Genomic DNA, 22,298 nt, shown 5'->3' on the forward strand with positions numbered 1-22,298 from the left:
CGTCCACGGTTGAGCGCCCGACCCCCCACGCATGCGAGCATTGCCTCGCCGCCTACTCATTCCAGCCGCGCAAAGGTGTCTGCCGAAATTGCAGGCACCGCTCTCCTCGTTGATGACGAGGAATTAGTGCGTAGCAGTACACGGGAAATGTTGACTGATCTCGGTTTTTCCGTTGTCGAGGCGGCTTCCGCGGAGGAGGCGCTGCACCTGGTCGGTCAAGGCCTCGAGCTGGATCTTTTGGTGACGGACCATCTGATGCCCGGCATGAGCGGAACGGAACTCGCTTGAGATTTGATTAGCCGTCAGCTGAACGTGCGAGTTCTCGTGATTTCCGGATACGCGGAGGACGAAGGCGTTGCGCCAGACTTGCCCCGGCTCGTTAAACCATTTCGACTTGCGGATTTAGCGTCGATACTGAGTGAAATGACGGGAGGTCGTGCTCCGCAGGCTTAGCGAAGGGCCGTACCGCTCGAGACAAATGCGTACCAACGAGCGGAGCGTCCTACGCCTAGGGTCCCACGCCGAGTTCAACGCTGTGTGCCCGATCATTACAGGTCCTGCTGGACTTGCACCTCAACTTTCGCAGTGAGGAACGGCCGACTTCATCGGCGGTTTGTCCTCGATGTGCAATGATTACGGAAACCATGTTGCCTACGCAGAATATGCAGAGGCCTTTGCATCCTTGGCGATACCGATCGTAGCCCCCCTCTCGCCACCCAATCTAGAACCGCGAGATGACATTTGGCCGACGGAACTGGCGCCCGTCTTCCGGCGCGAGAAGGATGGGGTTGAGCTCGCCCAACTCAGGTGGGGATTCACTCCGATAAATCCGAAGGGACGAACGGTCATCAATTTCAGGTCAGAAGGCCGAAACTTCGAAAAAAGTCGTCGCTGCCTCGTTCCTGCTTCGCATTTCTTCGAATTCAAAGGGCCGAAGGCGCCAAAGCAGAAATGGAAGTTCTCCTTGCGAGGCGAGGAGTGGTTCTGTTTTACTGGGCTATGGCGCACAGCTGACGACGGTGATCCAGCTAGTTTCACGCTACTTACCACCTCCCCTGGCCCAGATGTTGAACCCATTCATAACCGGCAGATGGTTGTGCTTCGCCGCGAGCATTGGAGAGCATGGCTAGACATGAGCGGCCCAGAGAGTGAGTTGTTTGCGCCTTTACCCGCCGGCACCCTCAATATCGACAGGGTTCGCTAACCGTGAGCGTGCTGGTCGGCACCGCAGGCTGGTCAATTGGCTCAGCGGCGGCCGATTCCTTCGCAGAGGCCGGATCAGCAATCGAGCGGTACGCGACCGTATTTCCTGTGGTGGAAATAAACAGTTCTTTCTATCGATCGCATCGTTTCTCCACATGGGAGAGGTGGCGAGACCTGGTTCCGCAGGACTTCCGTTTCTCCGTCAAAATACCCAAATCAATTTCACACGAGCGCAAGTTAGTCGATTGTGAGGAACTGCTAACGCCGTTTTTGGAACAAGTGGCCTGTCTTGGCGAGAAACTCGGAATCCTCCTGCTGCAGCTACCGCCAAAATTAGCGTTCGAAGCGCCAATTGCCGATTGTTTTTTCCATAAGCTGGTAAGCGCGTCGAAGTCTCAAGTGGTGTGCGAGCCCCGACATCCGAGTTGGCTTGGTGCCGAGGCAGACCAGTTGCTCGGCCGTCATGGCGTTGCTCGGGTCGCGGCCGATCCGGAACGCTTTCCCGGTGCCATGACGCCGGGAGGCTGGCTCGGTCTGCATTACTATAGGTTGCACGGCTCACCCTCGATGTATCGTTCAAGCTATCGCGACCGGATTGGCTACCTCGTGGAACGACTTTCCAGCGAAGGTCGCGAGGAACGACCCGTTTGGTGCGTCTTCGACAACACTGCCTCTTCCGCAGCCATTCCTGACGCACTCATGCTCCAAAATGGACTTCCCGGACGGGCATGAAATGCCGGAATAGAACGCAGACTGCTTGTTCTCAGTGCGTGCGCGCGCGACGGTCGTTTTTCACCATCTGCCGGAATTCGTCATTCTTCAGTCGCGAACCTGATACCGAGCCAGCCAGCCAAATGGCGGATGTTGCGTAGCTGACGCCGACGGTGTTTGCCGTTGCTAAAGCTCGAACCGCAAGCATGGTTGCCAGCAGTTCCGCCGGTCGGGCTTGTGGAGCGCTGAAATCGCCAGTTGGCCAAGTTCGGAAGTGAACAACTCCCCAAGCCCCAATTGCGCGCGTGACGTGGCGGTCCGGCTTACAGACATCGTAACCCAGCAACCTCAGCGCTTCAGCGGCCAGTGCTATGCCAAATCCAGGCAGTTTAAATTTCGACCCCGTACCCAGAAGCAATGCCATTTCTTCCGGCGAACCACGTGCCTGCACGTGCACCTTTTCAAGCAACTTCCAGGCATTCCCTTCCGTGTCCCCAGCCAAAATACATGCCGTCTCTCGCAACCGGCCTAAAACGTTACGAAGCCGCGACGACCCCGCTCGTCGCGCTCGGAACCATGGAACGATGTCATGATCGAGATCGCGGTCACTAAGAACTGCAAAACGTGCCGGGCTAAAGTCATGGAATGGCTCAACGAGATCCTCGAGCACCGCCGCGATGCGGTCCCACCGCGCGTTTCCCGATATCGCGGCAATCGCAAAAGCTCTGAAAATGGCGGTGTTGTCAGTTGTCTCCGCGAAGACATGTGCTGATCGGGAAGACGTTTTGGGCACAGTGATCAGACTTTCCCAATTGCGCTGCCATTTGCGCAGCCTATCAGTCAGTTCCAGCCACAACGCTCGGGCTTCTTCGGACTGTGGGCCTCCGGCCCAAATCGCCGGATCGATCGTCCGTCCCACGCCCGTTTTTGAGTCTCTCGAATTCATCCTCCGATAAGCGCTATCCGAAGAGCTTGTTCCTGAGAAAGCATGGGTAGTACGTCAGGATCGCCCGGAAGACGGGCGTCTATGAAAAAACATTTTGATCCTTAGATCATGACGTCCGCAAAGTTCACGGGAGCGGCCAGTGCTTGAGTGCGTTTCGCTTGCATGGATCCCATTCCGCCCATGGAAGCGTTGCTCGCTGAAGCTCTCCCCGAAGGATCGGGTTGGCAATACGAGCCCAAGTGGGACGGATTTCGGTGCATTGCCATGCGCGATGGCAACGACATCAGGTTGTGGTCAAAGTCCGGAAAGCCGCTGTCACGGTACTTCCCTGAGATCGTGGCGATGCTGAGGCGGCTTAACGCAACTCGGCTCGCGCTCGACGGCGAGCTTATCATCACTACCGACGGCGCTGTTTCATTCGACGCGCTTCAACTGCGCTTACATCCTGCAGAAAGTCGGATCGCAAAATTGTCGCGCGAAACACCGGCCATGTTCATCGCGTTCGATTGTCTTGCACTTGGCGACAGGAGTTTACTCCACGCGCCGCTCACCGATCGTCGTGCCGCGCTAGAAGAAATGAGGACGACCGAGGTGGAAGAGGCGTTGCTGTTGTCCCCTGCGACTGTCGATAGGACGAGAGCATTAAGTTGGCTGGCACGTGGCGGTGGAGCGCTCGATGGCGTCATCGCGAAGCGTCTTTCAGACCCCTACACGCCGGGAAAGCGGACGATGATCAAGGTCAAGCAGCGTCGAACTGCCGACTGCGTAGTGGGAGGCTTTCGTTACGGCTCCAAGCAAGCTGGCGTCGGTTCACTTTTGCTCGGACTCTATGACGAGCGCGGATTGCTCAATCATATCGGGTACACGTCTTCGATAGCAGAGAAAGACCGTGAAGCTTGGACAGAACGCCTTGAGACTATCGTAGAAGCGCCGGGTTTCACCGGAAACGCACCCGGCGGCCCAAGCCGGTGGGTCACCGCGCGATCGGCAGAGTGGCGACCGCTGCGACCTGAATTGGTGGTCGAGGTGCTGTACGATCAAGTGACAGCGGACCGATTTCGACACGGCACGAAATTGCTGCGCAGCCGCCCAGACAAATCACCGCAGCAGTGCACGATGGAACAGCTGGCGCCGCCTTTGTCCCCCGCACAGCTTAAGGAATTGCTTGGCTGATGCTGTTCGATACGCCTCTAATCCCCGGGCTTTCGACGCGCGACGAAATCATTGGCCCGGACGTAGAAGCAAGTCTGATTGAGAACATAGCACGTTTGAATCTGACGCCGACTAGTTCGGTGACCGGATTGGGCGTGAGAGCGATTGAAGAATGACAAAATGCGGTTCTGTAGCACGTGAACCGCGTCGACCATTCAATCACGTCTTTGGACGCAGAAAGTAAAGTTTAGACCGGGCGAAATGGTCGCCCGGTCCCCAGTTCACCTTCTAGCGGCCTGCTATGAATGGCGCACCACTCGGCTGTGCGATGTCACCGCCCGGGCGCTGATTTTCGGGTTGCAATGGCTTGATCGCGGCATCTGCCTTCTCAAGCAGTTCGTCCTTCTTGTCTCGCAGTCGTGAGGTGACCTGCCCCTTGCTCTCGTCGATCGCGTCGCGTGCTTTTTCACCGAGACGACCCAGTTTCTCCTGCTCCTGTCTGGTTGCGGGCAACGCTGACCCAAACGCCGCTCCAATCGCCGCCGCGAGAATTCCACCGACTAGCGGATTGCCGGCATACAAATCCTGCGCCTTACCAACCGCGGCACGCGCCTGCTCCTTCGTCGCGACCTGTGCCCTCTCCGAGCTTTCGGCCCAGGCGTGGCGCTTCTCGCGGAATTTTTCGGTCAGACCGTCAAGCCGCTGGCGGAAGCTGCTGTCGTCCTCATCAAGGTCTCGTTCGACCATTAAGAAGTTGGCCCGCGCCGTGTCGCGCCGCCGCTGGTAGGCCAGCGCATCCTCGTCGGCATGCTGCTCGACCGAAGACATGTGAGACACATAGTCGCGATGGTGGATGTCAAAGCTGCCGTAGTCGTCGGTGTCGGTCCTGTCCGACTTGCTCGGCAGTGATGGGAACTTCGAATTTTTGTCGCTGACCAGCCATATGGCACCGGCGGCAATCAGGCCGAGCGCAATGGGATTGCGCCTTGCACCGTCTACCAGCATGCGGGCGTCCACATTATTCTCATCGGCCTTGTCGAGCAGCGCATTAAAGACGTTTTTAATTGTCAGCTGATCGCCGATCTTGTCGACGGTGCGGCTCATATTGTCCTGCGTACGGCGGATTTCGCGCTCAATGGCGGCGGGATCTTCGGTGGTCGTCTCAGTCATGGTTGCTATCCTCTCAAAGTTCGCCGCGGAGGGCGTCGGGCGTGCGCCCAAGGGTCCGTTGCGATCGGTCCGGGGAGATATGGGTGGCGCTCATCTTACTCACCGCTCCGCGGTAGAGCAGGTAAGCGAGCAGCAGCGTGAGGGCGCCGACGATGAGCGTCGCGAGGCCCAGATTATCGATCGCGTCCGCGAGCAGATAGGCTACGCCCATCAGGACCACACCAAGTCCGGCAATCCCGACCACGGCAGCGCCCAGCATCCCGCCAACCGCCGTTTTCACGTCAGCGGCGGACTCGCGCACTTCGGCCTTGATCAGGCTAAGCTGCTGGTCGGCAAGGTGCGTCCCCTGCCCGACAAGCTCGCGCATCAAATCGACGATATTATCGCCTCCCGCGCCCGCTGCGCTTGTCGCCGTCCGCCCGATAACGTGCGGCTCATCGGCCGAGAACGGACGCGTGTCGGCGCTGCTCACGCTAAGCCTCCGGACGTCGTAGCGCCGGTCGACATTCTCGGCTCGCCGACGCCACTCTCTGGCGACTGGTTTGCAGCGTGGAAGTCGGTCCCGACCGGACCAAGCTGCGACGGGCTATTCTCGCTTCCGCCGGCCTTAAAGATGCGCGCTGCGGCAAAACCGGCGGCGGCGCAGGCGGCTAGGAAGGTGCCAGGCGACCCGCGCGCGAAATCGCTAACCTCGTTCACGAGTTGGCGGCTGTCTTTCTGCTCGAGCGTATCGGCGAACCTCTGGACCTGCTGCGCGCCCTGGTCGAACGCCGACTTTAGCCACGCTGGCGCATTGGTATCGAGCCCATCGCGCGCTTTCTCGATAGCAGACGAAACGGATTTGACTTGGGTCGCGGCGTCGCTCTTGCGGGCATCGACTTCGCTGTGCAGCCGGTTGACGGCAGAGGTGCCAACTCCTTTGGCATCGTCCAGCAATTCGCTGCCGACGGCGGGTGCGGTATCGGACTGAGGCATGGTTAGGCCTTTCTTTATGATGAGCTAGGGAAACATTGGGTGTCGATGCCTGTTCCATTTGTTTCGGCGGGCCAACTTCTGGCCTCAAGTTCCTGTTCCCATCATTGGACAACCGACACGGTGTTCGTCAGAGTCTTGGGGACGGCCTATTTTGCCGCTCTTGGCGCGGACGGCAGCCCGAAAATTGTCGGGCTAGGCCACCCTTGCCAGATGGCCCCATGCCGCCTGTGTCATAGGACGAACGCGATGCGGGCTTGCGCCACGATCAAAACAGAAAAGCGTTCGAAGTCGCTCTAGTCGTTCTGGCCGCCATCCTGACTGCTGTCTCGGCCACCGCTGTGTTCGTTCCGCGAGCCGCCGTTGTTTTGACCGCCACCTTGCGGCGTTCGACCAACCTGACTTCCCTTGCCGTCCGATGGTTTAGGGATACCGTCCTGGCGCTTCTCGGCTCCTGTGTTTTTATCGCGATTTTCCATAGTCTCACCTTCGTTTTTCCCCTCCATCACCAACGAGTGGTCGCGCTACACGTTCCGGGACGGAGGGGCTGCTGGGCTAAACGACTTCTGTCGACTGCTTCTGAATCCGCGCGCATGACTCGAGTCGCCAACCATGTTACGCAGTCGCAACGTTGGCTTGTGGGTCGCTAGCGTGAGTCTTGCGCTGTGACCCTAAGGGGGACACCTTGCACGCGCTCATCATTGAGAACCAGTTCCTCATCGCCACACATGTCGAGGATTGCCTGCGCGACCTAGGCTACACGTCTTTCGACGTCGTCGAGACGGAAGAGGCGTCGATCGCCGCGGCCGAAGAGCACTGCCCGGATCTGATCACCGCCGATCACAAGCTAGCCTCGGGCACCGGTGTCGATGCAATTCACGCGATCTGTGCCGACCGGAACATCCCGTTCGTATTCATCACCTGCTACCCCAAAGAGGTCGAACGCGAGTTGCCCGACGCAAAGATTCTCGCGAAGCCTATCAGTTCTGATGCTCTCAGTGACGGGGTGCGAGAGGCAGTTGAGGCAGCGGGCAAATCGAAAGGAGGTGGGCCGGCCGTTTAGTTCGTGCGGCATCTTTCGCGGCGCCTTTCGTTCGATCCACATGAACGACGATGCCACTTTCAATGAGCCGAGTGAGGTGGAGGCGTTGGAAGGCGTGGTAACCGTCAATGGTCCTGACGGTGTGGACGTTAAGCTTACCCCAGACGCCGCCCTCGAAACATCAGACCGGCTTCTCGAAAAGTCGAACCAAGCCCGCGGCCAGACTTACCTCTCGGATCGAGGGATGAAGGGCCCAAAAAAGTCCTCCAACTGAAGCTGCTCTTGAGAATCGACAGAGCTTAGCGACTCCGACACGATCTCGCAGACATGCCGTTGGCATGGTCAATGTGCGAACGAGCGGCAAGGCCGGGCTATCACCCCGAGCTACCACCTGCTCCCGCTTAAGGCGAAAGCTGCGAGGTCGAGTAGTCAACCATTCTGCAGCCATTTTGGCTGAGACGAGCCGTCGCGGGCAATCGAACTCAATGCGCATCGACCAATGCACGTCGATAGAAGGCTGAGGCCGCCCCCAATTCCCAAATGTAGAGCGCGGAGCGGAACGAGGGCAGCAAGTGGCGGTTCAACCATCAGTGTCTCATCCGCAAACGTCAGAGCCCCCTATGATCATCGATGATCGAGGACGCCACGCGCCCTCGCCATGGAAGATGCCCGTCGCTGGGTGGAAAGACGTGTTGGTGAGAACGTGGACGGAATCGGCATCGGATAATGTCGGTCTCGTCGCGGCGGGCGTGGCGTTCTACGCCTTCCTCGCACTCGTCCCGCTGCTTGGCGCCATTGTGCTGACTTATGGCTTGGTCGCCAGTCCCGATACCGTGCTCAGGAACATGGAAACCCTGACCCGCTTGATGCCCGACGACGTCGCCAAGCTGATCGCCGAGCAATTAATGAATGTCGTCAGCACGGCCAGCAGTAAGAAAGGCTTCGGCCTCCTTGTCGCGCTCGCGGTCGCCCTGTTCGGCGCGCGCAATGCGGCCGGCGCCATCATCACTGCACTCAACATCGCGTACGAGGAGGAAGAGAAGCGCGGTTTCATCAAGGTTACTCTGCTGGCCCTGGTCATGACCGCCGCTGCGGTGGCGTTCGCGCTCTTGGCAGTCGGGCTCATCACGGCGATGCGAGTCCTCGCCAGCCTCATTCCCAATGCACCCCCTTCCGTTCTCCTAATTCTTCGGGTTGTGGGTGGCGTTGCGTTAGCCTCCAGCGCGGCGGCCGCAGCTGCCACACTATACCGCTACGCCCCATCACGCGCGGCAGCGAAATGGCTCTGGCTGACTCCCGGAACGGTGCTGTGTGCCGTTGGGTGGCTGACGCTAAGCGCGGCATTCGGATTCTATGTTAGCCGCTTCGCGAATTACGGAGCGACCTACGGATCGATCGGCGGCGCCATTGCGCTGCTCACCTGGGTCTACCTGTCTAGTTACATCTTCCTGTTCGGTGCGGAGCTTAACAGCGAATTTGAGCATCAGACCGCCAAGGACACGACGTCAGGAACTCCGCAACCGCTGGGATCCAGGGGCGCTTGGTCGGCCGACCACGTGGCCAACGGGGCGGATGAGACGCCCGAAATTAGCGGAAAGTCCCCTGCGGTGAGAGGACGCAACCTAAGCAATCCGGGCGTCGAAGCCGGGACTGAGCAAGTGCCGGCGTCGTCGTCATCGGCCCAGTCCTACCTAGTGGCCCGTGCTACCACTCGAGCGGTACATTTCGCTGGCGGCGCAAAGATCAGCGTGGTCGCCTCGGTTTTGTCGACAGTGGGATTGTCGATGCTTAGCCGCAGGGGCAAGGCGAAGGCTGGCGGGATGATGCTCGCAATCGCTGCGGGCCTAGCATTGCTCCGCCGCGGAGCCGACGACTGATGGCCAAGATCGGACCGCTGTGTCGACGCTTTAGCTTTAGCGCTCCTGGGGCCGCCGACGCCGCGCAGCCTTACCAACAGTCATTAGATTGGGCTTCTCAGGTCGCTTCCACCCAGGCGGAGGAGTGGTACGTTGCTGACTAGTGCCAAGTCCCATAGCGCCCGGCTTTTGCCGCTCGATTCCTTCAAAATCCGCAAGCTCAACCTCCGCTGGTGTAGCTCCGCCACGGATCATAGCAATCTTGTCGCGGCAGCGCTTTGCTTCCTCAAAATCCAAAGCAAGCGCGGCTGCATCCATCCTTTGGCGAAGTGCATCGATTGGGTCAGACATTCAGCTAAAACGCGCGAGCGCTTCCTTGGGAGGCAAAGCTTTTACACAGAGCACCCTCAGATAGTTTTGCGTTCGTTCTCGAGTGGCCGAACCTGCGCCGCATGCCACTGTAAGACAAGCCAATGAGTCTGGCCGATTCTCGACGTCTGCTCTTGCTCCGAAAGCGTGCCTAGTCGCCGTCTCACCAGCGGCCTCAGTCTCATTTCTCGGAAAATATCTCCCACTGGCGAAGATAAACAGACCAGCCGCAAAGCCGAGAGTCGGGATCAGTCCAACTCACCGCCATTTCTTTCCAGCTACCCAGGGGAACCGGCAACATCACCTCCCGTTACCCGTGAATGGATCAGATCCATCAGATCGTCGCCGCGGCCAGACCGGGAAACACGGTGGTCGGCTGGAAATTACCTAAAGCCGACCGCCGTCTCTTACTGCACAAGTATGCACGCTCGATCGCTGACCACGTCACTCTTGCCGCCAAGGTCGCTGCTGACACGCCGCTGCCTGATGACACGGACGCCTTTGTCATCGGCCATGTCGACGACATACAGGGGTTAGAGGCGCTAGTCGTCTCGATCGAAGGGTCTCCAGCGCGCCCTGATGGCAGCACCTTTCACATCACTTGGTCATTGGCACCGGGACGTCAGGCGAAGGAGAGCAACGACGTTCTAGCGGCTATGCCCTGGACAAGCCTCGAGCAGCCAATTTCAATCCGCCTTATCGGAGGACGTTTAGCTTGAGGCAGCTCTACCTCGATTGCGATGGCGTGCTGGCGGACTTCGACAAAGGCGCAACCGCGGTCCTCGGCTTGGCCCCGCGAGCGTTCGAAAAACGGCATGGACTTGGCCGGTTCTGGCAGAATCTCGCCACTGCGCCGGACTTTTACTTCGGCCTGCCGCTGATGGACGACGCCATGCATCTGTTCGAGGCCGTCCGCCACCTCAATCCGGTCATCCTCACTGGCGTACCGCGCGGAAATTGGGCCGCGGACCAGAAGGTGCGCTGGGCAGCGGAATATTTCCCGGGAACCCGCATCATTACGACCATGGCGCGGGACAAGCGTGATCACGCGCGGGAAGGCGACGTCCTCGTTGATGACCAGACTCGTCACCGTGAACGATGGGAGGAAGTGGGAGGGCTATTCATTCACCACACCTCTGCGCGCGAAAGCCTAGCTCAGCTCGCCAAACACTTCCCACTGCAATTGCGAGACTGACCCTCCATGGCTTCGTCCAGACCTAGCTAGCCACATCGCACCGGGCACAGCGGGGCAACGAAAGGCTTTCCCTAACTGGCATTGACCACATCCGGTCGGTGGAATCGCGACCATTTGCTGATTGTGCGCTCGAGCGCGTTGGCCTGCCGGTCGTAACTTTGCGCCATGCCTAGAAACGCGTCCCGAGCCTCGCCCGCACAGCAAATGTCTGCTTGCTTGCGACACGCCTCTGCGTTCCGCCGTAGCGCATACAGTCTGTCTTGCATGTTTGGTGACGAAGCCATGCTGAGCAATCGAAGGACTGAAAAAACGTGGCCCGCCGCAGGAGGACCGCGACGGGCCTAACGCATTCGCAACTGGCCTGAGAACGATTACCCGGAGATCCCGTTCCGGCGCTTCCTTGGCTTCAGGAGACCTTGTCGGGCGGCCTGACAACGGATGGCCTCCTGCGTCCGCCCAAGAGATTGCGCGACGATCGAGATTGGCGTCTCGGTCTTTATGAGTTCCTCAAGTCGCGCTGTCTCTTTGGCTGTCCAAGGTGAGCGATGGCTTTGCCGACCAAGAATCGTCCCCAGCATCAGCGATCGCCTTTGTCGCCTTCGCCAGGCTTCGGCTTATTCTCTGCATGTCGCTTTTGGTCCTGCGCCGAGCTGCGGCCGACGTCATCACTTTCCTTAAAGCGACCGTCCTCGTCGCGTCGAACGTAGCGCTTGTCGGTCCCGGTATCGATCAATTCGCGTGGCATCATGCGCTCCTTCCGCCGTCACTACTCATGCCCGACGGAAAAGTTTCGAATGTGATTTAGGTGAATTCCAGACTGGAAGGCAGGTCGTAAGCCGGCGTCATGCCCCGATATTTTTTTCATCTTCAGGACGGCTCCTGCATTGCCGATACCGAAGGCTTGGTCATGAAAGACTTGGAGTCCGCCCGGGCTTACGCTCTCCGGGCCGTGCGCGAGATGCTTGCCGAAGACCTGATCTTCGCTGCCGAGATAAGTTACGACGACAGCGTTCTGGTGAAGAACGAGGCAGGTGCCACGCTCCTTCAGATAAGCTTCAACTCCGCGGTCGGATTACCGGCGCCCCCTCGTTCGAAGCCATTCCCTTGAATTTTCGTTTTCGCTGGGAATAAGCTTTGTCGATGCAGCCTGCTGACCATTCCGCTGAATATTGGAAGATGCGCGCGAACCACGAGCGCATGCTCGCTCGGGAGGTAGACTCCGACATCGCGCGCAGCGTCCACTTTCAAATGGCTGCCAGGTACGACGAATTGGCGAAGGAGGCTGAAGCTGCTGAGGTGGAGTGTTCGTCAGCAAGAAAGGATGAGCGCTGTTCAGTCGCCTGAATTCCGCGCGCATGACTCGAGTCGCCAACCATGTTACGCAGTCGCAACGTTGGCTTGTGGGTCGCTAGCGTGAGTCTTGCGCTGTGACCCTAAGGGGGACACCTTGCACGCGCTCATCATTGAGAACCAGTTCCTCATCGCCACACATGTCGAGGATTGCCTGCGCGACCTAGGCTACACGTCTTTCGACGTCGTCGAGACGGAAGAGGCGTCGATCGCCGCGGCCGAAGAGCACTGCCCGGATCTGATCACCGCCGATCACAAGCTAGCCTCGGGCACCGGTGTCGATGCAATTCACGCGATCTGTGCCGACCGGAACATCCCGTTCGTATTCATCACCTGCTACCCCAAAGAGGTCGAACGCGAGTTGCCCGACGCAAAGATTCTCGCGAAACCGATTAGTTCTGATGCTCTAAGCGATGCTGTTCGAGAGGCAGTTGCGGCTGTTGGAAAAACAAGCGGTTCTCAACACGCCGACATCTGACCTCATTCCCGAACCTCGCTCGACAACTTCGCCGATTGCCCGAGCCTTTTGGTCTGCGCCGTCGTCAGGTATTTTTGGTCGGCTGAGCAGATTCTCAAGAGGTCCGCATGTTCACTCACCGAATGGTCGTTGTTACGGTTGGAGCGCTCATCGCTGCTACCGGGGCCGCTCAATCCACCACGGCTGCAATTCGAACCGATCCCGGCGCAAAGATTTGTCAGATGGTTGTAAGTTCTGAGCGCGGAGCGAAGCCATACAAGCTATGCCTCAACCGCAGCGAGTGGGATGCGAGAAGAATCGCCGATGCGAAAAATGCCAACCGAATGGTCTGTCATTATCAAGAGCGACCGGGGACGAAATTCCGTTCGGCAAAGGTATGCATGACGGCGGCGGAATGGGCCAACGAGCGAATTCGCAATCGTCAGGCGGTCGAACAGATCCAAATGCGCTCCTGCGTTCCTGGTGGCGGATGCCGAGGTCGACGTAAAATCAGTCGGCCAGCCCTTTTCTGAAGCTCAAAGCGCGAGCCCTGATCGAAGTCCCCTTTCTGCTTTGAACACAATCCGGGCGAGCGGGCGATCCGTTTTGTGCCAGCCCGAAAGGCCTTGTTCGGAACGGCCCCGCGCGATGGCTGTTGTCAGCACTTCAAGCAGGGAGAATGACATGGCCGAGAAACAGGATGCCGTCGCGCTGTTGAAAGCCGATCATCGGAAGGTCGAAGAACTGTTCGAGCAATTCGAAAGCGCCAAGGGCGAGGGCCGCAAGCAGAAGATCGCCGAAGAGATCTGCATGGAATTGACCGTCCATGCCACCATCGAGGAGGAAATTTTCTATCCGGCTTGCGAGGGCAAGGTTGAGGAAGATCTTCTTAAGGAAGCCTACGTTGAACACGATGGCGCGAAGGTCCTGATCGCGGAGATCGAAGCCGGCGGACCGGACGACGACTTCTACGATGCGAAGGTCAAGGTACTCTCCGAGCAGATCGAGCACCATGTCGAGGAAGAAGAAAAGCGCATGGAGGGAATGTTCTCGCAGGCCCGAAAGGCTGGACTCGACATGGACGCGCTCGGCGAGCAGCTCGCGGTGCGGAAGAACGAACTCATGACCAGCTACGCCAAGTCAGGATTACCGAAACCCAACTTCACGACCTTGGACAGCACCCGGGTCTGAGGCGTCGGCGTCGCAGCATCTGGTGGCCGGCAGCGGGCAGCGCCGGTCACTGCTTCTGTGCGGCACGCAGCTGCTACCGTGAAAAGAGCTCCATCCATCGGCTCGATCACCGCGACGATCGCGCCGCCGCCGCGGCGAGCGCGACCTTTCATCGAACTGATGGGGGCGGCGTGCCTTTGAGCGGCCGACGCACTCTGGCCGAGACTAAGCCGAGGCGCCTTGCTTGTGAGCTGATGGCCTCCTGAGTACGCCCCATGAGCTTCGCAATCACAGGGACCGTGATCTTGGCTTCGAACAGTTCTCGGAGCCGAGCCAGATCCGCGTCGCTCCAAGCGCAAGCATGATTCGGTGACGGAGTTCGCCGGCAACCCGGATTTGGTCGCTCGATCGGTACCGCAATGACGGTCTCGGTGCGAAACTCATCGATCTTCCACGATTCGAAGTTGTGCCTTCGAAGCTGGCAATTCGATCATCTCTTCGTAAAGCGTTGCCATCTGCGAATGAGCTTTGCGCACCGCGAGGTCGGTCGCTTCGTTAGCAAGGCGCTGCTCGTGTTCCACGCGTTGCCGATAGTAGTTGATGTCCGACGACATCGCTTTGCCTCCTTCCGTGAGGCTGCGATGGCCAGGTCAAAGACGGTCGCAACCTCGTCAACTCAGCAGGCGCAAAACTGTTCTCTTTTAAAATGGTTTCACAGGCGGTTCGTTCTTCCTCGCCCGAGCCTTTTGATCGAGGCCGCGGCCAGGTAGTATCGGTCTGCTGAGCAGAATCTCAGGAGGTCCGAATGACTATTTGCCGAATGCTAACCTTAACGGTTGGGGCGCTAATCGCTGCCGCCGCGACCACTCAGTCCGCCATAGCTTCGGGTCACACTGATCCGAGCGCGAAGATTTGCCAGATGGTCGTAAGCGCCGAGCGCGGAGCTAAGCCCTACCAGCTATGCCTCAATCGAAGCGAATGGGATGCCAAGAAGGTTGCGGACGCGAAGAATGCCAACCGCATGGTCTGTCATTATCAAGAGCGACCGGGGACGAAATTCCGTTCGGCAAAGGTATGCATGACGGCAGCGGAGTGGCAGAACGAAAAGATTCGCAATCGCCAAGCCGTCGAGCAGATTCAGATGCGATCCTGCGTCCCGGGCGGGGGCTGCTAGAACCTCAGTAGTCGGTCCGCTTGCGACCCATTGCGGTCATTTGACTATCGCCGCTTCACCCCTGAACAGCCTCAGTCCGGTCTCAGCCGCTCGATCTCATCCTCGTCCTTTGCCTCCAGATGGATCAGGTCGTCACGGGCTTTCCCGCTTACCTTGATCAGCTCGTCAATCTTCGCCTGGAGCGCTGCGCCATCGCGATTCTGAGTTGCCTGTAGAATGGGAAGAAGCAGCAGAGTGACGATGCTGATCGAAATATTGGCCCCGGAAATGAAGAGCTCGTTGCCGGAGATGAAGGCTGCCACGCCGACGGCAGCCAATAGGATGCACAGCACCAGCATCGCGGGCCGGCCGGCGAAGCGCGCGCAGCCTGTAGTGAACCGGTCGAATGCTTCCTTCATCAATGGGTACTCCTTCGGCCACAACTGCCTCAGAAGTTCTCCGACGCATCCACGTCCTCAAGCCACTGAGTCAGGACGGCGATAACCTTGTCCTTAGGTCCAAGGTTCCGGCACCACACGTCGCGGCCGGCGGGCGAGCATGCCCACACGCAGCCGTCCTCGTCAGGACCTTCGATCTGGAATAGCGCTTCTTGCTCGGGCTGGTCTTCCATCGCGCCAGTATCAACGTTTGACCTGCGTCCCGCAATGTCTGCTCTCGACGCATTGCAGACGTAAGCAAATCCTTCATAAGCAAAAGCCTATTGTTAGCGGCGGCCTTGGTAGGCCGAGAATGCGACCGTTGAGCGGCCTTGATCGACAATTACGGTGCCGTTGTGGACGCAATAAATCATGCAATGCGGAGTGGATTATGATCAGCAGAGACCGTTCTTCGACGACGCGCTGCTTCAAGATCCTCTTGTGCGGCGCCTTGCTGAGCTTGGGCCAGATCGCTGCGGCTCAAACGCAAGCCCAAGTAGATCGAGCCAATCAAATTGCGAAGTACGGCATGCGGCTCGCTGTGTGCAAAAAGCTCGGAATGACGCTCGCGCCGGACGCGATTGAGCGCATGACCGAGCTTGCTGCCAAAGAGGTCGCCACTTGGGGACTTCCGAGCGATGGCGGCGAAAAACTTATCGGCCAAGCCGCCCGGCCGCACGGTCAAATGTTTAGCGTAGACCTCGACGCTGCCGCGGCAAAGGCCAACAACGAAATCGAGCTACGCCGACTCAGCACCGTGCTTGCCGATCTTGGGCGAGACTGCCCGGCGATGCTCGGCGACCCGATTTTTGCCCGCATTCTGAGCGCTCCGGCGGAGTTTAATCTCACGTCCGCGGCCAGGGACGCGGCCGATGCAATACTTGCAGATGGCGGGCTCGCCTCATGGCAAACCCCGTCCATCAAGCTCGTGGCGATCTGATGATGTTGGCTGGCACCTGCCGAGCAGAAATTGGCGCCGCGCGCTCAGACGCGAGCGTGTCTAAGTACAGCCGATCCGATGATAGTCGAGAACGAGGGTACTATCTTCGGAGCTTCGATGCCGGCTTGGATGATACTGAGCTCCAGTTCAGCAAGGCTCAGTGCAATCGGGCGATCCGAGCCAACGAAGCGCAGTTGGCACGAGGCCGCTAACTTCGTTGTTCGCGCGACGGTTCCTGCCGAGTGTCACCTCAGCCTTGTTGCTCGGCGGGGAGTGGACCCGCCTTATTTCGCTTCCGCCTGCATGCGCACCCAGCCTTGAAGCGCGTCCAGCTGGATCGCCTGCTCCGTCGCATCAGTGCGCCTTTGGGCAGACACCTGTGCAGTAATCGGTATTGTTTCGGCCGATGAGTTAGACCATCTTTCGGTTGCTCGGAGTCAGGAGGCTCAATGCGTTTCCAAGCCGATCTTCGCGATGTCTTTGAGTCATCACCCAGCATGGTGGCGATCACCTTGGGCCCGGAGCATCGCATTCACTTCGCCAATGCCGCGTTGAGAGAGGCTTTCGATACGCAGGACTTCCAAGGTCGTCCAGCTGCGGGCGTGATTGAATTGGGAGCGGAGCGCGACGAGATCGAGGCTTACCTCGACAATGTGTTCGTGACGGGCGAGCAGCTTGTCTGCTACGCCGTCCCCATGGCGCTCAGGTCGTCAAATGGGGTTTTGACGCACGCCTATTACGACACGCTATACCACCCCCTCACAGACGAAGATGACGGCATCATTGGAGTGTTCGTGGAAGGTCACGATGTCACGCATTCCGTCACGTCTTATGAGCGTAACCTCACGACGCATAGGGCGATCCCAATCCGTGAGCTCACCAAACGGCAACAGGAAGTTCTTTCCTTTCTCATCGCCGGACTGAGTAGCAAGCAGATTGCTGCGGAGCTTCAGATTAGTATCCGTACCGTCGATATGCACCGGACGTCTCTCGTTAGGCGCCTGGGTGTCAAAACGACCGCGCAGTTAATTGGCGTCTTGGCTCGTCGACCCGAATTAGCGACCTTGGTCAGTGTGCAATGCGGTGATCAGGACACGGACGAGCACGCCCCAGCCAACCAGCCGCGAGAACCCAAAGATGGCCGCGGCTCTCGTGCCTCGGTGTCAAGTGCGCGGAATTAGTGGGAACGCTCCCTCCACTAGGCCTCTAAGGCCTTCGCACATGCCAAACGAAGGTTTGCGAGCCGCGCGTTCCCTTGAGCGCCCGCCCCCGTTCCTGGGTTTATTTCACGAGCGATCGCCGCAAGCATCTGCATAGCGAGGTCTAGGTGCTGAAGCTTCGCGCCGTGGTGCTCGAGCGTAGCGTCCGATGAACTTAAATCCTCCTCGAGATCCTGCATCAGCCTTATTACTTCTGTGACATCTTCACTAAGTTCGACTGGCGCCCGGCAAACATCCGCAGGCGCTCGAGCGTCAGTATGCGCCGCGCCCGAGCGAACAATAGCGACCATCTCGTCAACACGCTGCTGCTCCGCTCTTCGGGGAGGCGCAAGCCACTCTGATATGGAAATGTCTGACAAAAAACGCACGCCGCACCGATCTGCGGTGCGCCAAACGACCGTCCCCTGTGCGACTAATGCGCCGCGTTTCAGCTGCACGTCTGTTCCAGGAGCAGGAGTTATCGGAGTGTCGATCATCGCTCCCGTAAGCGACATGTTCCGGACTCGCACGGGAGCCTGCTCGGGCCCTGATCGTATGACTGCTGCAAGGAACATGCTTGAACGCGGAGACGAGCGCCGAGCCTGCGCATCTACCCGAAGGTCCTCGTGAATCGGGGCCGATTGCAGACTCACCAGTGGTCCGCTTGCAACATGGGGTAAACCAGGCGCTTCTCTGCCCCCATACACGCCTTCATCTTCCAACGGATCTCGAGAGACGCCTGGCAATACCCGGACCAGTCAGAAATCACGGCGTCGATACCCCATCGGGACACGTGCGCGGACGAAGCACGGAGCAAGGCAGTATCGGCCTCTTGCAATCGATTTAGATCACTTGAGCTGGACTGGACGATGAAGCGCGACAGATGATCATAAACTCGTTTCCAGAGCATGCGTCGAGCCAAGCTCGCCCGACTTATTCTCCAACGGGCCTCCACAATCTGCGCTTTGCTTGGAAGCGGGCCACGGGTCAGATCGTCTAAGTCCGCCATCGTCCTGACCAGCGCGTCGTGTGCGAGCCGGAACTCCGCGAGAAGGTGTGCCGAATGTCCTCTATCGATCGTTGAAATTTTAAGAAAGTTTGACGCCACTGGATGATCCCCATGGCTGCCCACCGATCCGCTCCGCCCGGCGATGGCAACCTCGACACTTGTCGACGCCTAGTAAAGACAGCTTTAAGCAAAGTTGAATTTGCATCCAAAACGGAGATAGATTTTTAACTGGCGGGTCAAAGACTGGCGAAGTGGCTCGCTGTTGACGCGCCTGGGCCTACCGCCACCCGCTACCCTCAGGAGCGCCCCAGCCAGCCCTCGTCGATTGCCGAACCGCCATTAGCTTAGCTGAACGAAGGCCCGCTTACGGATGGCTCCGATATCAGCCCAGAGCGTCTGGAACGGGCGCGTAGCCGCCGTTGAGGCCGGGCGACTCGAATGTCCGCAAAGAGTCGATAGCAGACTTTCCACGATTCCCTCCGTTCGCCTTTTGTGCTAAGGCAAATTGGATCGATCACGGGGGCGAAGATGAGCACTGACTTGGCAAAGCCAGCGGCTGGCAAGGCGCCGCTCCGGGTCGCGGACAAGCCCGACAAATCTCAGGAGGAAGTGCACGCGGACCTGGCGCTCAATCCAGCCGTGAATGCTGCCGCGACTGTACAGGCTTTCGGCGCGGGGACGATCGGCAAGCTGGAGATTAGCGAGACGCTGGAAGCCGTCATGCAGACGGTCGCCAAGGTTCGCAAAGGCGACATGTCCGGACCCGAGGCAATGCTCGTCGCTCAAGCATCGGCGCTCAACTCGATATTCACGGAGTTGGCTCGCCGCGCCGCACTCAACATGGGCGAGTATATTGAAGCCAGCGAGAAATACATGCGACTGGCGCTCAAGGCTCAGGCTCAATGCCGTGCGACGATCGAAACGCTGGCAGAGATGAAGAACCCTCCGCTCGTGATCGCTCGGCAAGCCAACATCGCGAACGGGCCGCAGCAGGTGAACAACGGGGGGCCGCTCCCCCGCGTGTGAGAATTCCGGACTTTGCCAAACGAACTATTGGAGCAAGATGGCCCAAGGATGGACCCTAGAGCGCCGCAGGAAACAATCGGAGGCCATTCGGCGCTGGGAGCCCTGGAAGGCCGCTGGCGGGCCTGTGACGGTCTCTGGCAAGGCTCGGTCCAGCCGCAATGCTTTCCAGGGCGGGAAGCGCGCCGCGCTACGCGACGAGTTGGCTCATATTCGTGAGATGATGCGCAATCTGGAGTGCGAGCTTCCAGGTTAGCCAGCGGTTCCGACCCACCTAGTCATGTCACTTCAAGGTGCGAAAGTTCACGGAGACCCATTCACTTGGCCGCGGACATAGGTTTGAACTTGGGTCGCGTTGAGGCGCACTGGCCAGCAAATATTGGCCGGCGGGGCGTGCCAGAGAGCACGCCCCGTTGTGACGTTCGCAGCTCATCCGTTACCAACTAGCTTTGCATGGCTTTGGCGTTCACTGTCGCATCCGCGATTGCGGTGAGCCCTTCATCGGTCTTTGATTCCTGCTGCAGGGTGACGTCGAGCAACTTGGCGGCATCTTTAAGACCCAAAACTAACGCCCAGCGCTTTAGCGTTCCGTAACGCGTGATCTCATAATGTTCGACCGCTTGAGCGGATGCGATTAATCCTGCGTCCAAAGCCGGCGAGTCCTTATACTCGTCGATGATTTCAGCGCCCTCTTCGAGGATGCCGTTGATAGCATCGCATGTCTTACCTTTTGCAGGTTTTCCGATGATCTCGAAAATCTGCTCTAACCGCTCAATCTGGCCTTCAGTTTCCACTTGGTGTTTCTCGAAAGCAGCTTGAAGATCCGAAGAAGTTGCAGCCTTCTGCATCTTGGGAAGTGATTTTAGGATTTTACGCTCGGCGTAATAAACATCCTTGAGCGTGTCGTGAAATAAAGTGTCCAGTGTTTTCGTGGCCATCTCAGATCCTTTTTTGATTGTAACAAATCAAGTCCTGAGCGCATGTAGTCGTTCCTCTAAACTGAAAAAATGCTTTGGTCTGAGTTGATCAACTATCCTTTCCACCGCCTGAAACGGTTTGTTGGAGGCGCATGCCAGTTTGCTGACCAAACAAAAATGCTATGCGCGAAGGGACGCAACAGCCAGCGGCGAGATTCGTTGGGACAGCAATTCGATTGGGAACTGGATATGCTTGAAACCGCGGGATCAGCGACCACTGGAAATCGACATCAACGAAGGATTGAAGCGGCTAGATTGAAGCGAACCCAGCCGAAGGCGAAGTGCGCTTGTTGCTCACCTCCGCCGATGCCGAAGGAGCCGGATGAATCGCCGTAGCAACTACGAAAAAAGGCCGCGGCGTTGCAACGCCGCGGCCCCTAGATAAACCGCGTTATGCGAAAGAAGTATCTTTGGCACGCTGGCTGCTGTGACCACCTGCCCGATACAAAATATCGCTTGCGGTCTCCGCATTAAGGCCAGCATTCTGCAAGTCGACGGACACAAAGACACCGCCCTCGTTGACACGCTCTTCGTAGTAGCTTGCGTCGTCGCTATTCACGCCGTGATCGCTCAATAGACCGGTAAGCCCGCCTGCTGCAGCGCCGACAGCCGCACCGGTCAGGGCGGCCGCAGGGACTGCGGTTGCTGCAATCGCGCCTGCCGCGACTAGCGGACCGACGCCAGGGATTGCCAGAGCAGCGATGCCCAGCAGGGTGCCGGCACCGGCGCCAAGCGCCGTTTTGCCGACCACGTCGGTAGCGGCTTCGGCGCCACTGCCGTCGGTCGTGGTATTCTTGCCATCGCTCTGCGCAATTACGGAGATGGCCTGATCTTCGACACCGTTGGCGCGAAGCTCCGACACAGCCTTGTCGGCCTCGGCGTGGTTGTCAAAAACCGCTGAAACGAGGTTCTCGTTCATAACTATCTCCTTTTATTTATTGATGAATTCAGCCAACGCGTCGTGAGCGCCGCCCGTTCCGCATTTGAAAAGAAGAAGTTTTCTAGCACTGATCGTATGTCGAGCTACGCGCGGGCAAGCGTTGTGATTTAGCGTCAAGTGACAGTCGCATCATTTGCACAGGGGCGATGCGATGGGTACGCTCAGCCCCTTGATCGGCAGGGCGGAATGGAATGGCGGATTGCCTTAGGTGCCGTGGCAAGATGACCGAAGGCTTCGCCATCAGCCAAAGTGATGGTGGTCAGCTTGGATGGGTCGATGGTGAGCCGGGCTTTTGGGCCAGCCTGACTGCCGGTTTTAGGTCGAAGGTTGTCAGACTGACGTCGCGCCGCTGCCGCGAACGTGGCCTCGTCGAGTTCCTTGCAGATCCGCGGGCGCAACCCGTTAAAACGCTGAAATCGGTGGATGAAGAGAATGACCGCTTGAAGAGATTGGTCACGACACTCCAGCAGCGCGTGGAGACGTTGGAAACCATTGCGACCGACCCCGGAATCCGAATCTCGCGGGAAATTGAAACCTTGCGCGCACTGCCACCTTCCAAGAGTGATCCGAGCAAGTAGCGAGCAGCCGCGCGACTAAGCCCGAACGCCCCTTCGCGAACATATCAGCATCACCTCGCTAAAACCGCTTCTGGTGCTCAATCGAGCCAAGCCACTCCGACATGACCTCAGCCACCTTATCAGTCAGTCCTCGGTTGCGGCATCGCACATCACGGCCGGCGGGCGAGCATGCCCGCACGCAGCCATCTTCGTCCCGTTCTTCGATCTGTAAATGGGGCTTCTTGCTCGAGCTCGTCTTCCGTTGTGTCAGCATCACGGGAAGGCCACGCCCGTCGGTTACGACGTCGATGACTTCGGATTGGTGGGGTCATCTTTCGCTACACTATTCCTCAAGAAACCTACCTCCCGAAGGGCGTTGGAATCGGAGCTAAGTGCTAAGACGGCGTTCACGACGATCGACCGGAATCTGCGAAAGTTCGCACCCCGTTCTTGGAAAACTTTGCGCCTCC

General features: G+C 58.5%; 30 protein-coding genes. 17 read left to right on the plus strand and 13 right to left on the minus strand.

Annotated elements, in window-relative coordinates; translation table 11 throughout:
- The first annotated feature begins 75 nt into the window (after nucleotides 1-75).
- From SH584_RS04065 to SH584_RS04070, 3 genes are all read left to right on the plus strand, one after another.
- Complete coding sequence (locus SH584_RS04065; RefSeq protein ID WP_324808750.1) at nucleotides 76-288, plus strand: response regulator; 213 nt, start codon at nucleotides 76-78, stop codon at nucleotides 286-288.
- Between the two features lie 334 nt (nucleotides 289-622).
- The gene (locus SH584_RS12690) at nucleotides 623-1,204 is read left to right on the plus strand and encodes an SOS response-associated peptidase (protein WP_416385151.1); all 582 of its coding nucleotides are present in this window, start codon (nucleotides 623-625) and stop codon (nucleotides 1,202-1,204) included.
- 2 nt (nucleotides 1,205-1,206) lie between these two features.
- On the plus strand, nucleotides 1,207-1,935 hold the full coding sequence (locus tag SH584_RS04070; protein WP_324808752.1) for a DUF72 domain-containing protein: 729 nt from the start codon (nucleotides 1,207-1,209) through the stop codon (nucleotides 1,933-1,935).
- 31 nt (nucleotides 1,936-1,966) lie between these two features.
- Here the strand turns inward: SH584_RS04070 and SH584_RS04075 are convergent, their stop codons facing one another.
- Nucleotides 1,967-2,770 (minus strand): hypothetical protein, encoded by an 804-nt coding sequence (locus SH584_RS04075; protein ID WP_324808754.1) that lies wholly within the window; start codon nucleotides 2,768-2,770, stop codon nucleotides 1,967-1,969.
- Nucleotides 2,771-3,022: 252 nt separating this feature from the next.
- On the opposite strand from SH584_RS04075, the gene SH584_RS04080 reads away from it, so the two are divergent.
- Together SH584_RS04080 and SH584_RS04085 are read left to right on the plus strand one after the other, a co-directional pair.
- The gene (locus SH584_RS04080) at nucleotides 3,023-4,033 is read left to right on the plus strand and encodes an ATP-dependent DNA ligase (protein ID WP_324808756.1); all 1,011 of its coding nucleotides are present in this window, start codon (nucleotides 3,023-3,025) and stop codon (nucleotides 4,031-4,033) included.
- Nucleotides 4,033-4,188, plus strand: coding sequence for a hypothetical protein (locus SH584_RS04085; RefSeq protein WP_324808758.1), 156 nt, complete (start codon nucleotides 4,033-4,035; stop codon nucleotides 4,186-4,188). Before SH584_RS04080 ends, SH584_RS04085 begins: the two co-directional genes overlap by 1 nt.
- 112 nt (nucleotides 4,189-4,300) lie before the next feature.
- On the opposite strand, the gene SH584_RS04090 is transcribed toward SH584_RS04085, so the two are convergent.
- From SH584_RS04090 to SH584_RS04105, 4 genes are all read right to left on the minus strand, one after another.
- Nucleotides 4,301-5,182 carry a DUF3618 domain-containing protein gene (locus SH584_RS04090; RefSeq protein ID WP_324808760.1) on the minus strand — a complete coding sequence of 294 codons (882 nt, stop codon included), beginning with the start codon at nucleotides 5,180-5,182 and terminating at the stop codon, nucleotides 4,301-4,303.
- A 13-nt stretch (nucleotides 5,183-5,195) separates the two neighbouring features.
- On the minus strand, nucleotides 5,196-5,654 hold the full coding sequence (locus SH584_RS04095; RefSeq protein WP_324808761.1) for a phage holin family protein: 459 nt from the start codon (nucleotides 5,652-5,654) through the stop codon (nucleotides 5,196-5,198).
- The gene (locus tag SH584_RS04100; RefSeq protein WP_324808763.1) at nucleotides 5,651-6,157 is read right to left on the minus strand and encodes a hypothetical protein; all 507 of its coding nucleotides are present in this window, start codon (nucleotides 6,155-6,157) and stop codon (nucleotides 5,651-5,653) included. The genes SH584_RS04095 and SH584_RS04100 overlap by 4 nt, the downstream gene beginning before the upstream one ends.
- Before the next feature lie 293 nt (nucleotides 6,158-6,450).
- Nucleotides 6,451-6,633, minus strand: coding sequence for a hypothetical protein (locus tag SH584_RS04105; RefSeq protein WP_324808765.1), 183 nt, complete (start codon nucleotides 6,631-6,633; stop codon nucleotides 6,451-6,453).
- A 206-nt stretch (nucleotides 6,634-6,839) separates the two neighbouring features.
- On the opposite strand from SH584_RS04105, the gene SH584_RS04110 reads away from it, so the two are divergent.
- The 3 genes from SH584_RS04110 to SH584_RS04120 all read left to right on the plus strand — a co-directional run bounded on the left by SH584_RS04110 (nucleotide 6,840) and on the right by SH584_RS04120 (nucleotide 9,073).
- Nucleotides 6,840-7,217 (plus strand): response regulator, encoded by a 378-nt coding sequence (locus tag SH584_RS04110; RefSeq protein ID WP_324808767.1) that lies wholly within the window; start codon nucleotides 6,840-6,842, stop codon nucleotides 7,215-7,217.
- Between the two features lie 40 nt (nucleotides 7,218-7,257).
- The gene (locus SH584_RS04115; protein WP_324808768.1) at nucleotides 7,258-7,470 is read left to right on the plus strand and encodes a hypothetical protein; all 213 of its coding nucleotides are present in this window, start codon (nucleotides 7,258-7,260) and stop codon (nucleotides 7,468-7,470) included.
- 298 nt (nucleotides 7,471-7,768) lie between these two features.
- Entirely contained in the window at nucleotides 7,769-9,073 is a 1,305-nt protein-coding gene (locus SH584_RS04120; protein WP_324808769.1) for a YihY/virulence factor BrkB family protein, read from the plus strand.
- 36 nt (nucleotides 9,074-9,109) lie between these two features.
- Here SH584_RS04120 and SH584_RS04125 read toward each other — a convergent pair whose 3' ends face one another.
- Entirely contained in the window at nucleotides 9,110-9,403 is a 294-nt protein-coding gene (locus tag SH584_RS04125; RefSeq protein WP_324808771.1) for a UvrB/UvrC motif-containing protein, read from the minus strand.
- A 338-nt stretch (nucleotides 9,404-9,741) separates the two neighbouring features.
- On the opposite strand from SH584_RS04125, the gene SH584_RS04130 reads away from it, so the two are divergent.
- Nucleotides 9,742-10,140 (plus strand): hypothetical protein, encoded by a 399-nt coding sequence (locus SH584_RS04130; protein ID WP_324808772.1) that lies wholly within the window; start codon nucleotides 9,742-9,744, stop codon nucleotides 10,138-10,140.
- Nucleotides 10,137-10,616 (plus strand): hypothetical protein, encoded by a 480-nt coding sequence (locus tag SH584_RS04135; RefSeq protein ID WP_324808774.1) that lies wholly within the window; start codon nucleotides 10,137-10,139, stop codon nucleotides 10,614-10,616. The genes SH584_RS04130 and SH584_RS04135 overlap by 4 nt, the downstream gene beginning before the upstream one ends.
- Nucleotides 10,617-11,193: 577 nt before the next feature.
- Here SH584_RS04135 and SH584_RS04140 read toward each other — a convergent pair.
- The gene (locus SH584_RS04140) at nucleotides 11,194-11,361 is read right to left on the minus strand and encodes a hypothetical protein (protein WP_322842699.1); all 168 of its coding nucleotides are present in this window, start codon (nucleotides 11,359-11,361) and stop codon (nucleotides 11,194-11,196) included.
- 99 nt (nucleotides 11,362-11,460) lie between these two features.
- On the opposite strand from SH584_RS04140, the gene SH584_RS04145 reads away from it, so the two are divergent.
- The 3 genes from SH584_RS04145 to SH584_RS04155 all read left to right on the plus strand — a co-directional run bounded on the left by SH584_RS04145 (nucleotide 11,461) and on the right by SH584_RS04155 (nucleotide 13,614).
- Nucleotides 11,461-11,724 carry a DUF6894 family protein gene (locus tag SH584_RS04145; protein WP_324808776.1) on the plus strand — a complete coding sequence of 88 codons (264 nt, stop codon included), beginning with the start codon at nucleotides 11,461-11,463 and terminating at the stop codon, nucleotides 11,722-11,724.
- Nucleotides 11,725-12,063: 339 nt separating this feature from the next.
- Complete coding sequence (locus SH584_RS04150; protein ID WP_324808778.1) at nucleotides 12,064-12,444, plus strand: response regulator; 381 nt, start codon at nucleotides 12,064-12,066, stop codon at nucleotides 12,442-12,444.
- Between the two features lie 663 nt (nucleotides 12,445-13,107).
- Nucleotides 13,108-13,614 carry a hemerythrin domain-containing protein gene (locus SH584_RS04155; protein WP_324809466.1) on the plus strand — a complete coding sequence of 169 codons (507 nt, stop codon included), beginning with the start codon at nucleotides 13,108-13,110 and terminating at the stop codon, nucleotides 13,612-13,614.
- A gap of 419 nt (nucleotides 13,615-14,033) precedes the next feature.
- Here SH584_RS04155 and SH584_RS04160 read toward each other — a convergent pair whose 3' ends face one another.
- The 3 genes from SH584_RS04160 to SH584_RS04170 all read right to left on the minus strand — a co-directional run bounded on the left by SH584_RS04160 (nucleotide 14,034) and on the right by SH584_RS04170 (nucleotide 15,377).
- Entirely contained in the window at nucleotides 14,034-14,207 is a 174-nt protein-coding gene (locus SH584_RS04160; protein ID WP_324808780.1) for a hypothetical protein, read from the minus strand.
- A 631-nt stretch (nucleotides 14,208-14,838) separates the two neighbouring features.
- Nucleotides 14,839-15,165, minus strand: a complete 327-nt coding sequence (locus tag SH584_RS04165; RefSeq protein ID WP_322842704.1) for a low affinity iron permease family protein — start codon at nucleotides 15,163-15,165, stop codon at nucleotides 14,839-14,841.
- 29 nt (nucleotides 15,166-15,194) lie between these two features.
- The gene (locus tag SH584_RS04170; RefSeq protein WP_322842705.1) at nucleotides 15,195-15,377 is read right to left on the minus strand and encodes a hypothetical protein; all 183 of its coding nucleotides are present in this window, start codon (nucleotides 15,375-15,377) and stop codon (nucleotides 15,195-15,197) included.
- A 197-nt stretch (nucleotides 15,378-15,574) separates the two neighbouring features.
- Here SH584_RS04170 and SH584_RS04175 point away from each other — a divergent pair, with 197 nt between their 5' ends.
- Complete coding sequence (locus SH584_RS04175) at nucleotides 15,575-16,123, plus strand: hypothetical protein (RefSeq protein ID WP_324808782.1); 549 nt, start codon at nucleotides 15,575-15,577, stop codon at nucleotides 16,121-16,123.
- 449 nt (nucleotides 16,124-16,572) lie between these two features.
- Complete coding sequence (locus SH584_RS04180; RefSeq protein WP_324808784.1) at nucleotides 16,573-17,304, plus strand: LuxR C-terminal-related transcriptional regulator; 732 nt, start codon at nucleotides 16,573-16,575, stop codon at nucleotides 17,302-17,304.
- Between the two features lie 17 nt (nucleotides 17,305-17,321).
- On the opposite strand, the gene SH584_RS12695 is transcribed toward SH584_RS04180, so the two are convergent.
- Nucleotides 17,322-18,029, minus strand: coding sequence for a PilZ domain-containing protein (locus SH584_RS12695; protein ID WP_416385169.1), 708 nt, complete (start codon nucleotides 18,027-18,029; stop codon nucleotides 17,322-17,324).
- Nucleotides 18,030-18,859: 830 nt separating this feature from the next.
- Between SH584_RS12695 and SH584_RS04185 the strand changes: the two genes are divergently transcribed.
- Nucleotides 18,860-19,357, plus strand: a complete 498-nt coding sequence (locus SH584_RS04185; RefSeq protein WP_324808786.1) for a hypothetical protein — start codon at nucleotides 18,860-18,862, stop codon at nucleotides 19,355-19,357.
- A 440-nt stretch (nucleotides 19,358-19,797) separates the two neighbouring features.
- On the opposite strand, the gene SH584_RS04190 is transcribed toward SH584_RS04185, so the two are convergent.
- Together SH584_RS04190 and SH584_RS04195 are read right to left on the minus strand one after the other, a co-directional pair.
- Nucleotides 19,798-20,292: a YciE/YciF ferroxidase family protein gene (locus tag SH584_RS04190; RefSeq protein ID WP_324808788.1), complete on the minus strand. Its 495-nt coding sequence runs from the start codon at nucleotides 20,290-20,292 to the stop codon at nucleotides 19,798-19,800.
- Between the two features lie 430 nt (nucleotides 20,293-20,722).
- A complete protein-coding gene (locus SH584_RS04195; protein ID WP_324808789.1) occupies nucleotides 20,723-21,250 on the minus strand; it encodes a hypothetical protein in 528 nt (175 codons plus the stop codon).
- Between the two features lie 242 nt (nucleotides 21,251-21,492).
- Here SH584_RS04195 and SH584_RS04200 point away from each other — a divergent pair, with 242 nt between their 5' ends.
- Complete coding sequence (locus SH584_RS04200; RefSeq protein ID WP_324808791.1) at nucleotides 21,493-21,849, plus strand: hypothetical protein; 357 nt, start codon at nucleotides 21,493-21,495, stop codon at nucleotides 21,847-21,849.
- The last annotated feature ends 449 nt before the right edge of the window (nucleotides 21,850-22,298 follow it).

The organism is Sphingomonas sp. LY29, assembly GCF_035593985.1.
Lineage (GTDB): Bacteria > Pseudomonadota > Alphaproteobacteria > Sphingomonadales > Sphingomonadaceae > Sphingomicrobium.